Below are 12,176 nucleotides of genomic sequence, written 5' to 3'. Positions count from 1 at the left end.
TAGCACTCTTTATTATCAATCTATGAAATGTAAAAGCTAAAATCGAAAAACAACATATACTATCAATTATTAAATAATTTAGATTAATTTTAATCTCTACAAACGATTTTATTCTAAAGACAACGCGAAATATCAGTAACAATATGGAAATAAGCGAAATATTTGAAAATTACATAAAAATTGAACCAAAGGTTATGTCGATTGAGAGCCTTTTCAACAATGAAGAGAGGGTTAGCAAAACGAATTATAAACCTTTTTATCAAAGAAATTATGTATGGGATGATGAGAAAGCTACTTATTTCATTGAAAGTATTTTACTTGGAACAGAAATTCCGCCACTAATTTATTTCAGAAATTCAGAAGGAACTGAAATCGTTGATGGTAGGCAACGGTATGAAACGATTTTGAGATTTAAAGAAAATGACTTTAAACTTCGAAAAAACGGTTTACAAAAACTTGAAAATATAGGGATCGCTAACAAATATTTTAAAAATCTTGACGATAAGCTCCAAGAACTTTTTTGGGATACCAAACTTAGAATCATAGAATTTAGCTTTCATTCAAAGTCTTTAATAAACGACGAATATGAAGACATAGTTAAAAAAGAAATTTTTAAACGATATAATTCTGGAATTACTCCTTTAAAACCAACTGATATAGATAAAGCAGCATATATAGAAGATGATTTAAATAGTTATTTCAAAAGAAAATTAAATAGTGATGCAGTACTATATGGAGATGTTTCTAGCTTATTATATTTTGAAAAAAGTAACATCGAAGTTATACTAAAAAAAATACGACAACTTCTTGTATTACATAACATTCCTATCAAGTATTTTTCAATAAAGAAAGATGCAATAATTGCAAAGTATTTTGATTTTTTATTTAACAGCCTAAATGAATTAGAAATTGAAAATGTTTTTGATGGTTTCGTAGCAAAGATAAACCAGCTTAAAAAACTTAGAAACTATTTAAAAGAAAGCAATACCACATACAATAGGTTGATTTTTGAGTGCGTTTATTGGGCACTATCAGTTCTGGAAGTGGAGACCGGATCAAAAATGGTTCTGAGCGATTTCGAACTTAAAAATTTGGCAAACTATATTTCCTTAAATAAGGATGCATATAAAATGGAGCGAAGTTCATTTTCAAAGGAGCTCCACCATAGGTTTCAGGTTACATCTAAATTTTTCCATGAAAAATTTCAAATTGACTTTACTGCTTATTTACAAAACAATGCCGATTTTAAACTGAAAACTCAAGAATTAGAGCCAAAAAACTCCGAAATGGCAGGATTCGAAGAGCTGAGAATCAATAAGCCTGAACCTTCTTCGATAGCAATCGATGATATTTGTCGACAGATGGAAAAACAAAGATTCTTAATCCGTCCGCCATATCAGCGAAATGAAGTAATCAATAAGAAAAAGTCATCATCAATCATCGAAAGTATTTTGATGGGTATCAAATTGCCGCCAATTTTTGTATTTAAACGAAAAGATGATATATCAGAAGTTTTGGACGGTCAACAACGTCTCTTATCAATTTTGGGATTTATCCGCAAACCTTATTTAGATGAAAATAATATTAAGCAGTATTCTGGAAAGGATGGATATTCGCTAAATCTAAAAAATGGTGTTCTAAAAACACTCAATGGAAAGTCATTTGAAGGTTTGTCCAAGGATCAAAAGGACAAAATTAAAAACTTTGATTTGTGGATCATTGAAATTAATGAAAAAAACAATGAACATTTTGATCCGATAGATTTGTTTATTAGGTTAAATAATAAGCCTTACCCTATCAAAGAAGATACTTTTGAGATGTGGAATTCTTACATCTCCAGAGATATTATAGAATCGATCAAAGCTGTTCATAAAAATAACAAAGACTGGTTCTACTTTAGGAAGAACAATTCAAGGATGGAAGATGAGAACATCTATACATCCCTTATTTTCCTTCAATACCAAAAAATAAAAAATGTTTTAACTGATGGTGAAAAAGTAAAGGACCTTGATATTTACAAAATAGGCGATAAAATCAATTTACGACTTAAGGCAAAGAACGATATAACAAAGATCCTTGAAAGTAACGAAATTAAAAATGATTTCATTAATGCCATCTTTGATTTTGAATTTGATTTCTTAAAAAAGCTTAGAATTGTATTGAGTGATGATGAACCAACATCACAATCGGTAAGTAGCATGCTTGATGGCATTTTCGGAAAAGAAAATAATCGAAGAACACAGCAAAGTTTTTATGCAATTTGGTATTTTATCAATGATCTACCATTAAAAAATCTTGAAAGTAACAAGATTGAAGCTAGGAAGGGGCTCAATCATCTCTTTCGTGTAATGGATGATGTAATTAGTAAAACAGAATTTGAAGAATGTGTTAAGGACTTTAAAAAATTGTTTAATACGGTACCACACTCGATTGACAGAAATATTTCTGATATATTTTATGTCGCACCGATTAGGTTATCAGATATTGCAGAGATACATTCGGGTATCAACATTAATTTATTAAAAAAATACAATAAGATAGTCAACTCAAATCCTATCGACTATATTAAGGAGCATGAAATAAACCACTTCAAAATTAAACCACTTGGTAGTGCGAATTCTGTGGCATTAGATGATCGTTCCGAAGAAACAAGAAATTTTTATGAAAATCCCACCAAGATTATTATTAAAAAAATCAATCTAAATAATCGACGGTTAGCTGTTGGAGTTACATCACAAAGAGCCGTTTTTGGGAATAATAACATCATGCTTACGATCAAAAGAAGTGGTTATAATTACAAATTTATTACTTGTATATTGTCAAGCTCGCTTATTGGTTATTATGTTCATTTAAATTCTTCAGGCTCAAGCAACGCTACACAGATATCATCGCACTTAGTTAGAGAGATTCCTCTACCAATAGTAAATTTAGAAGAACAACTTCCTTTGATTAGAATGTATGATTATATAAGTAATCTTCCCGAAGGAACAACATTCCATGGATTTTTTATTCGGCTTATTGATGCTCTTACTTATGAAATATACTTCAAAGAAGAATTTACAAAATACGAATTAAACTTTTCGAAATATTTGAAAGATTTACCGGATATAACTCAAGTAGATCCAACCGAGTTTTTAAGCAAGCTCTATCATGAATTAAGTGACTCAAATCATGCTATCAGCTCCTCACTTTATAGACTCCTAACCATGGGGCTTGTTGTTGAAGTTGAGGGGATTGTGTAAGCCTTGTAAAACATAAAAGTTAACCTCTATATTTATTACATATTGAAAAGAATAATATCAATTCAACTTGAGAATTACCGAGCATTTCATAATATTTTCAAGGAAATAGCAATACCAAAAGGTCAGAACGTTTTAATCTATGGTGAGAATGGTAGTGGGAAAAGTTCGTTATTCAAAGCTCTAAACGATTACATAAATAGTTCTAGAATAGCAAGAAATTTCACCATAAACCGATATTCACAAAATCCACGCGGTAAAATTGAGATAAAATTTTCAGATTTTACAAGTAATCCTTGGACTGAAATACCAAATACAGCTCAATCGTTTATCTTTTCAGATACAAATACCCCAAATCAAATTGGATTTCTGCAAGTAGCATCTTTGGCTAAAGGTTTCTTAGAGTATAGAGATCTTCTTGACGTTTACTTACATAAGGAAGCTAGACCCAATTTGTTTAATTTGGTCGTACAAACACTTCTTGCGAATTACATACCAAATAATTTAGGAGCAACTTATCGAGTAGGAGCTAGGTGGGGACAATTACAAAATCTATTGATTGATGAAAGCTATACAAGACGAGACTACAACCATCAATATGCATTGAATGAATTGGTTATCTATGAAAGAAACCTTCGGTCAACTCTAGATGACATTTTTAGCGATCTTAACCAAATGCTTACAACTTATTTTACTGACCTGAACATACAGCTAAGCTATGATCTCGCTCCTTTAGACTTTCTTTATGGAAATGGGAAATGGGAATGGAAAACAAGGGCAGATCTTCGCTTAAACGTCATAAAGGATGGTGTAGTAATTATTGGTGATTATAGTGATATTTTGAACGAAGCAAGATTATCCGCCTTTGCAATTTGCTTATACTTAGCTTCTTTAAAGCGTAATCCTGTAGTTGATTATCAAATACTTTATTTGGATGATATTTTCGTTGGTCTCGATGCCGGTAACAGGTTACCTATTTTAAAAATCATTGAAGCAGAATTTCAGGGTTATCAAGTTTTTATATCAACATATGATAGACACTGGTACGAATTGGCATCGCGATATTTCAAAAAAAGTGTAAATAACAATTGGTTAGCTTTTGAATTCTATGTTGGAAAAGGGGAAGAAAATGCTATTACATTCGATAAGCCAATTATTACGAAAGGGGAGTCAAACTTTGAAAAAGCGGTAAAATACTTAAATCATAACACCGATCCCGATTATCCTGCTGCTGGAAATAATTTCAGAAAATATTTGGAAGAATTATTACCTAAATACATACCGATTATAGAACTGACCGATGCTAATAAGCAGCAATTAGCGGACTTTAAAACAACAAAGATTATCCAACTAAGCATTAGTTTTTTAAAAAGAACCTTTAATAATGCGACTTCTCTTGAAAGTATTTACAGCCTTTTACATGGTCTGGTTCATCCGCTTTCACACTACTCTATAAAAGGACCGGTTTATAAAGGAGAGTTATTAATAGTTGAGAGGTCTATAATGGCACTTGAATCACAGCTTATAGCCTTGGATTGGCAAAATAATTATAAGGCAATTCTTGAAAAAGGAAAGACAATTAAGCTAACATTTTGCGTGGATCAAGCGACTAATCATTATTTTTATTATGAAATATCATTAAAGTCTAACTTATGGATAAAAAATATTCCGGGACAAGTTCCTATAATATGCAATACTGGATGTCATGCAGTCCGTTATTATGGGCATAATGGCACAGTCTTATATCCTCCTGGCAGAGCCAATAGGAATCATGCGTACTACAATTATGAAACTTTAGAAACTGCTTATAATAATATCTACCAGTTTTTAAATAACACTCAGGTTGCCTTTCCAATGTCACAAACAGGCTATTTGAGCTGGTGCGAATGGGCTGGTCCTAGTGGTTGGGAACCTCTAGGCAATTTGATTGTCTGGCCATGATAAAAAAAATATAGTAATCAATAATAAGTAACAATTTCAGTAAAATTAAATTCAGAAGGATAAGAACTAAATTATACCATATATAACATTATTTCATTTTGATTCTCGGCAACCCTATCTCATGCGCCTGTGGATAGGGGGCACGGTGGGTCATGCTTATATCTTCCCTGATTTTTTCATGTGCATTGTATCTTTTATCTTCATCATGGTAATACCTCGGATCAGGAATGAACGGCATTTTCTCCATCTTTTGAATGGTAATATTTGGGAAATGAAAATCAACTTCAACTGTTCCCAGCAAAATGTAGCACCCACCACCTTTAAACGGATATGTTCTAAGGCAATCTGCAAAGTGCGCAGTATCAAAGTAATTTCCTTCCACATCGATCCACGTTCCGAAAAACATATCTCCCCTGTTAGTAGGAACATGCTTTCTGGAAATTAAATAAGCCACCATCTTGACTTGTTTTTTATGATATTTAATAAGGTCTTTTGCCATTACTGAACCCCTGTATTTATGAATCATCAGATCAAACGGGCTAACGGAAACAGGGAATCCCAAGATCTCAATTTCATCAAATGCGTCTTCAAAAACATCTCTTTTAAGTACCGGCAACTGATATTCTTTTACAGGTTCGTCAAATAATGTCTCCATTATTTTAGCCGGCTTAAAATCATTAACCAGTATCCTGGCTTCGATTAACAGTTCATTTTTCTGTTTGCCTGTAAACCGGAAAGCATCAATGAAAATAAGGATTTCTATGCCGGCTATGCCAATCGGTATTTTTTTTAGGAAGTCTTCCAAAGACTTATAGTTTCCGCTCTTTGCACGTTCTTCTACAATGAGTTCAGCTATGGATTTTTCCATCGACTGCAGGTGCATAAATCCTAAGTAAACGTCTTTTCCATATAGATTTGTCTGATATTCGCTGTGATTTACACATGGATTCAGGATATTGGCGCCTGACATCCGGGCTTCGTGGATATACACTTCCGTTCGGTAAAAACCTCCCTGGTTGTTAATCACGGCAACCATAAACTCTACCGGATAATGCACTTTTAAATAAAGACTCTGGTAACTTTCCACCGCATAAGAAGCCGAGTGCGCTTTACAAAAGGAATATCCAGCAAAACTTTCAATCTGGCGATATACCTCTGTACTTAATTCCTCGGGATGGCCCAACTGTTTACATGATTCAAAAAAATTGTCTTTCACCTTCTGCAAGGCATTCAGTGAACGGCCTTTGCCGCTCATGGCCCGGCGCAGAATATCCCCGTCCGTGGCCGGAAGACCACCAAAATGCAAAGCGATCTTAATTACATCTTCCTGGTAAACCATGATACCATACGTTTCACCGAGCTGTTCCTGAAAAACGGGATGGAAATATTCAAACTGATCGGGATTATTATGGCGGAAAATGTACTCCTTCATCATTCCGCTTTGTGCTACACCCGGCCGGATAATGGAAGAGGCTGCAACCAGCACTTTGTAATTGTCGCATTTCAGTCTTCTGAGTAATCCCCGCATTGCAGGACTTTCAATGTAGAAACACCCTATTGTCTTTCCCGTGCTTAAAAATTCATTGCACTGTTTTTCATTCTTCGATATTGTAGTATTGCGGATATCTACCTGAATACCTTTATTTTTTCTGATCAGCTTGACAGCATCATTGATGCTGCCGATCCCTCTTTGGCTGAGGATATCGAATTTTTCAAAACCAATTTCCTCAGCGGTATGCATATCAAACTGAACGATTGGGAAACCTTTTGGTGGCATGATCAATGCCGTATAATTACTGATAGGTTCTTCGGAGATCAATATTCCACAAGAATGCATACTTCTTTGATTGGGGAATTTATCCAGCATCTTGCCATATTTATGTACCTGCTTAACCACTGAATTATCATCATGCAACGCTATAGGCGCTGTGGTCAGCGCATCTAATTCATTTTTCGGCAGTCCAAACACTTTTCCGACTTCCCTTAATATCGACTTGTATTTAAATTCGACATTGGTGCCGCAAAAGGCTACGTATTCTTTGCCATACCGGTCAAAGATATATTGCAAAATTACATCCCGGTCCTGCCAGCTCCAGTCCAGGTCAAAATCAGGTGGTGTTTTCCGGTTAAGGTTTAAAAACCTTTCAAAATATAGATCAAGTTCAAGAGGGCATATATCGGTGATGCCCAGACAGTATGCAATGATGCTGTTGGCACCGCTGCCCCGCCCGATATGCATGAAACCCATACTGTTACTGTATCGAACAATATCCCAGGTGATCAGAAAATAACCGCTGAATGAAAGCTGGTCGATAACTTTAAGTTCTTTCTCCACCCTTTGCCGTGCTGCGATATGATGATCCCCATACTTTGCCGTTAAGCCCGCGTACGCGAGAGAAGTCAGTAATTTGATGTCATTCTGCTTATCACGGGTATAATGCTTTTTATTTCTGGGATAAGAAAAATCATAATCAAAACTGCACTCATCTAAAAGTTTTTGGGTATTGCTGATAATTTCGGGGTATTGCTTGTAATAGTTCAGGAGTTTTTCCTGACTCAGCATGGTTTCATCGGCACGGCAGTGCTGATGCGGTTGCAACAAAGTGATCAGCGTGTTCAAATCAATTGCCCGCAATACTTTATGAAGCTCGTACTCGTCCTCATTTTTAACGGTAACGGGCTGAAGAACGACCATTTTACAGATCATATTCCGCCACTGTTTTTTGTATAACATATTTACCTCCGACGGGCGTATACCGATATATTCATGATCCAAAAGTTTTTCAGGTGCCTGATCGAGCGGATAAATGGTAAAGGATTGGCGAAATTCGGGATGATGCCTTGGTAGGGGGAGACCTTCACAGTTATAATCGGTCAGCAATTGATTAATTTCTGAAAGCGCAGCTTCATTTTTTGCCAAGGCAATATATAAAAGTTCTCCTTCATCCCTGAATTCCATTCCCACAACAGGTTTAATCCCAACTTCTTTACAGGTTTTTAAAAACTCATAAACAGCCGTCATGGTGTTGATATCAGTAAGGCACAACCTCTCTGCACCTGATTCAAGGGCAGACTGTACGAGCTTCTGTACAGAAAATGTTCCGTAGCGCAAGCTGTGAAAGGAATGGCAGTTGAGATACATAATTAAAGCGGTTTAGTATTAAAATCGAATCCAGAAGCTCGTCCAACGGCATGTTTTCCGAACCTGTTTTTAATCTTATCCATAGATTGATAAAGGTTCATCATTTCCTGAGTATCCTCGAAAATATTCATCTGGTATTCGCCGTGTACAAGACCGGTAAGTTTTAATCCGACAAGGCGTATTCGCATTCGGCGTGTGTACAGCTTGTCAAATAGTTCTAGTGCATACTTACTGATGGTGTGATCTGCTGAGGTATAGCTTACCCTGCACTGTTTAATTTCTGTATCAAAATTAGCATAGCGGATCTTGACGGAAACGGTTGAAGTCAGCCACTTTTCTTTTCTCAACTTATGCGCCAGCTTTTCAGCCATGCCCGTGATCAAGGACTTTATTTCGATTATGTTTATCGAATCTTTTTCAAAGGTATGTTCTGATGAAATGGATTTTCTTTCGGTATACGGCACTACCGGATTTTCATCGATTCCATTGGCTTTACGCCACAGGTCAATTCCATTTTTTCCCAGGATCTTCTGCAAAACTTCTGCCGGCATTTCTGACAATGTGTGAATAGTCCTGATGCCTACACGGGAAAGCAGCTGGTAGGTCACTTCGCCTACCATCGGAATTTTTCTCACAGAAAGAGGGTTAAGGAAAGGCCTGATCATCGTGTCTTTTATTTCCATGTGCCCAACTGGCTTGGCTTCTCCGGTACCTATTTTTGAAACTGTTTTGTTGTTCGACAATGCAAAGCTGATAGGCAGGCCGGTATGATCCATCACCCTTGAAGCCAGCTCCTGCGTCCATTGATAACATCCAAAGAACCGGTCCATCCCGGAAAGATCGAGGTAAAACTCATCAATACTTGCTTTTTCCAGTAGAGGAACTTTTTCTTCTATGATCTCTGTAACCTCATGAGACATTTTAGAATACAAATCCATATCCCCACGGATAATCCTGGCATCAGGACAAAGCCTCATCGCTGCTTTGATAGGCATAGCAGAACGGACGCCATAATAGCGGGCTTCATAAGAACACGAAGCCACTACTCCACGGTCACCACCTCCAATAATGATGGGAATGCCGTTTAACTGCGAATTATTGCGCCGCTCACACGAGACAAAAAAGCTATCCAAATCCATATGTACAATCGCTCTATCCATCTTTCATAAATTACCTTGTAAAATTGCTAATATATTTAGCAAAATGAACTACATTTGTTGCTCATATTTAGCGCAATGTTGATATTAGCCAAAAATTTAAAGCATTTAAGAGAGAAAGTTCTCAAAACTACTCAGCACAAACTGGCTGACAAACTGCTGGTTACAAGAGCTTCTTATGAGAAATATGAGAACAATAAAGTACAGCCATCTATCGAAACCCTTTTGAGAATATCAAAGCTGTACCATATTAGTGTAGATATTTTGTTGACCGTTGAAATATCAAAATATTCATTAGATGAACTTTTGAAACTTCCGGATAACAGGATATTGCTTCCGATAATTGTTGATAATACCGGCGAAAATAAAATTGAAATCATACCCTATAAAGCTTCAATGGGTTACATTAGCGGATACGCTGATCCAGGATATATAGAAAGTTTACAATATATGTCTCTTCCGTTTTTGAGAAACGGAAAGTACCGGGCTTTTCCAGCCGAAGGAGATTCTATGCCTCCTTTCCAGGATGGTACCTATCTTATCGGTGATTACGTAGAGAGCATTGCGGATATCAAAGTTGACAAAACATACCTTCTTGTTTTGCAGAGTGGTTTTGTCTACAAAAGCATAGAGCAGATTAATAAAGATTCTCTAACTGTCCGTTCTAAAAACAGTTTCTATGAGACTTATGACATTCCATTCTCTGATATATTGGAAGTATGGAAATTTGTAAAAGCCATCACGGACGAACATGACCTGATTGATCTGACAGATAATGGAGTTAAGGAAATGTTTTGGTCATTAAAGGAAGATATGAAACGAATGGAAAAACGCTTGCTCCATAAACCCGATATGCCCAGATAGTATACAAGCGCATACATATTGAAAAAATAGTTAAATTTAATCCCTAAAACTAACCATTGACTTTTTTCAGTAGACATAACATTGAAAAAAGCTCCTATGAAGAACTCTATCATCGTTACAACCATGAGATATTTACCTGTATAGCGAATAAAATTGAAAACAGGAACGATGTACTGGATGTGATGCAGGAGGTTTATATCCATTTATGGAAATTCAGAGAAAAGATTTTATTGGGTAATGCCGAAAACATAATTTTCAATACCTGTAAACAGGAAATTTCAAAATTTTACCGCTGAACCGATAAGGAGCTACATATGCGACCTAAAAAAGGCTGGCTCAGGAGGATGAAAATTAGGCATCTGCTAAGTACCAATTTCTCATTTTTCTCAGCGGTTGTCATCGCCTTTTTTCCTAAGTGTCCTTTCTGCTGGGCTGCTTATATGAGTTTGTTCAGCTATTTTGGTTTGAGCAAACTTTCTTATCAGCCCTGGCTGTTGCCTTTGTTTATTGGCTTATTTTTTGTCAATCTTTTTTCCATGTATGCCAATGGCAAGCGGCATGGCTACAAACCGTTAATCTTAAGTCTGCTAGGGGGCATGTTAATTGTGGTCAACAGAATTTTTCTGGAAGTTCAGGGATTGATGATCGTTGGCGCATCACTTCTTATTGTAGTGTCTTTATGGAACAGCCTGCCGAAAAGAATGATTAATTCTATTCGTTCCTATGCTAGTTTTAATTGAGGTTTAAATGGTTTGCATTTGTGTAAAGACTTTAAACATTAGAAATACAAAATTAAGAACCCGCTTGAAATCAGGGCTCTTAAATAATTTTGTTACCCCCCCGTATTGAGCTGATTATGAGAAAAGATATATAGCTGAACCTCCCTGGGGATTATTCGAAATATTATTGCGACATTCCATTGCGCATTTTCCTACATTTTGTTGGGGATGAACAGGTGAAAGTTGAGTTTCAGGCCTGTTACCACTTGATTTTAGGGAGTCTACCTGCTAGTTTCTTGGCTTCCTTCTTTAATTTTTCTCCGCCTCTCTCCAGTTCGTTTCCTAAATTATTTGTAGTGGAAATGATGGGATCGACCATGATTTTATTTATAGGGTTAACTAGTGCAGTCAAAGGTTTATCCCACATCTTCTTAACCTCATTATAGTAATGACCGTCACTAAAATTCTTAATGACATCTTCAGACAACTTTTTTCCGGGGATTGCTCCAGGATAAAGGATAATGAGGGGGTCATTTTGTAAAGCGCTTTGATAATACGCTTCAATCGAGTACTTAGAAAGTGCTGTGGTAATACCCGTCTTATTTAAAATTTCACCCGCCGGCCCTGTCCCACTAGCAACAAGTGCTGGTGCAAACTCGGCTAATGCTTTTGCATAGGCAGTAGCGGTAGTTAATGTTTTTGTGTCAATCAAGTTAAATAATGCACGAGGCTTTCCGGATTCCTCAACAAAACTGATTTGAGCTTGGTATACCGCTGCACTGTCAGCATCAACAATCTTTGATAATTCATTCATTGTTTGTACAGCACACTTTATTTGACCCAATGCAACTAACATTTTTATTTTAGGGTCAGAGATTTTTCCCATACCTCCACTTTTGCTTATAAGATGGCTTAAACTATCACACGTTAATGCCTCATCTAAAGTGTTGAAGTCAACATAGGTTGAATCTCCCGAGACAATTTTATACTGAGCCTTTAAAGACAAAAAATTCAGGAGTAAAGCAAGAGTTAGTATTTGTTTCATAATGCGGTTTTTGGTAATTAAAATAGTTTGATATTATTTTCTTAAGGTCAAACAAGCTTATCATGTTCG

8 protein-coding genes are annotated in these 12,176 nt (G+C 36.1%); 5 read left to right on the top strand and 3 right to left on the bottom strand.

Going from position 1 to position 12,176, the window contains the following annotated elements; all coding sequences use genetic code 11:
- Positions 1-143: 143 nt before the first annotated feature.
- The gene (locus tag BCL90_RS16580; RefSeq protein WP_121285106.1) at positions 144-3,242 is read left to right on the top strand and encodes a DUF262 domain-containing protein; all 3,099 of its coding nucleotides are present in this window, start codon (positions 144-146) and stop codon (positions 3,240-3,242) included.
- Between the two features lie 42 nt (positions 3,243-3,284).
- Entirely contained in the window at positions 3,285-5,180 is a 1,896-nt protein-coding gene (locus tag BCL90_RS16575) for an AAA family ATPase (RefSeq protein WP_166792229.1), read from the top strand.
- An 88-nt stretch (positions 5,181-5,268) separates the two neighbouring features.
- On the opposite strand, the gene BCL90_RS16570 is transcribed toward BCL90_RS16575, so the two are convergent.
- Together BCL90_RS16570 and dinB are read right to left on the bottom strand one after the other, a co-directional pair.
- Entirely contained in the window at positions 5,269-8,322 is a 3,054-nt protein-coding gene (locus tag BCL90_RS16570) for a DNA polymerase III subunit alpha (protein ID WP_121285104.1), read from the bottom strand.
- A 2-nt stretch (positions 8,323-8,324) separates the two neighbouring features.
- On the bottom strand, positions 8,325-9,482 hold the full coding sequence (gene dinB, locus BCL90_RS16565; RefSeq protein ID WP_121285103.1) for a DNA polymerase IV: 1,158 nt from the start codon (positions 9,480-9,482) through the stop codon (positions 8,325-8,327).
- Positions 9,483-9,557: 75 nt separating this feature from the next.
- On the opposite strand from dinB, the gene BCL90_RS16560 reads away from it, so the two are divergent.
- Genes BCL90_RS16560 through BCL90_RS16550 form a run of 3 tightly spaced genes read left to right on the top strand, consistent with a single transcriptional unit; the run spans position 9,558 to position 11,083 of the window.
- Entirely contained in the window at positions 9,558-10,343 is a 786-nt protein-coding gene (locus BCL90_RS16560; RefSeq protein ID WP_121285102.1) for an XRE family transcriptional regulator, read from the top strand.
- Positions 10,344-10,399: 56 nt separating this feature from the next.
- Entirely contained in the window at positions 10,400-10,639 is a 240-nt protein-coding gene (locus BCL90_RS16555; protein ID WP_121285101.1) for a hypothetical protein, read from the top strand.
- 18 nt (positions 10,640-10,657) lie between these two features.
- A complete protein-coding gene (locus BCL90_RS16550) occupies positions 10,658-11,083 on the top strand; it encodes a MerC domain-containing protein (protein WP_121285100.1) in 426 nt (141 codons plus the stop codon).
- Positions 11,084-11,321: 238 nt separating this feature from the next.
- On the opposite strand, the gene BCL90_RS16545 is transcribed toward BCL90_RS16550, so the two are convergent.
- The gene (locus BCL90_RS16545; protein ID WP_121285099.1) at positions 11,322-12,107 is read right to left on the bottom strand and encodes a hypothetical protein; all 786 of its coding nucleotides are present in this window, start codon (positions 12,105-12,107) and stop codon (positions 11,322-11,324) included.
- Positions 12,108-12,176: the final 69 nt, after the last annotated feature.

The organism is Pedobacter alluvionis (assembly GCF_003664035.1).
GTDB classification, from domain to species: domain Bacteria; phylum Bacteroidota; class Bacteroidia; order Sphingobacteriales; family Sphingobacteriaceae; genus Pedobacter; species Pedobacter alluvionis.
The sequence above is the reverse complement of the archived record's forward strand: the minus strand, read 5'-3'. Positions and strand labels throughout refer to the sequence as shown.

Coding starts and splice junctions, on each gene's coding strand:
- BCL90_RS16560 (WP_121285102.1), top strand. CDS start 9,558: ATGTTGATATTAGCCAAAAATTTAAAGCATTTAAGAGAGAAAGTTCTC.
- BCL90_RS16580 (WP_121285106.1), top strand. CDS start 144: ATGGAAATAAGCGAAATATTTGAAAATTACATAAAAATTGAACCAAAG.
- dinB (WP_121285103.1), bottom strand. CDS start 9,482: ATGGATAGAGCGATTGTACATATGGATTTGGATAGCTTTTTTGTCTCG.
- BCL90_RS16545 (WP_121285099.1), bottom strand. CDS start 12,107: ATGAAACAAATACTAACTCTTGCTTTACTCCTGAATTTTTTGTCTTTA.
- BCL90_RS16550 (WP_121285100.1), top strand. CDS start 10,658: ATGCGACCTAAAAAAGGCTGGCTCAGGAGGATGAAAATTAGGCATCTG.
- BCL90_RS16570 (WP_121285104.1), bottom strand. CDS start 8,322: ATGTATCTCAACTGCCATTCCTTTCACAGCTTGCGCTACGGAACATTT.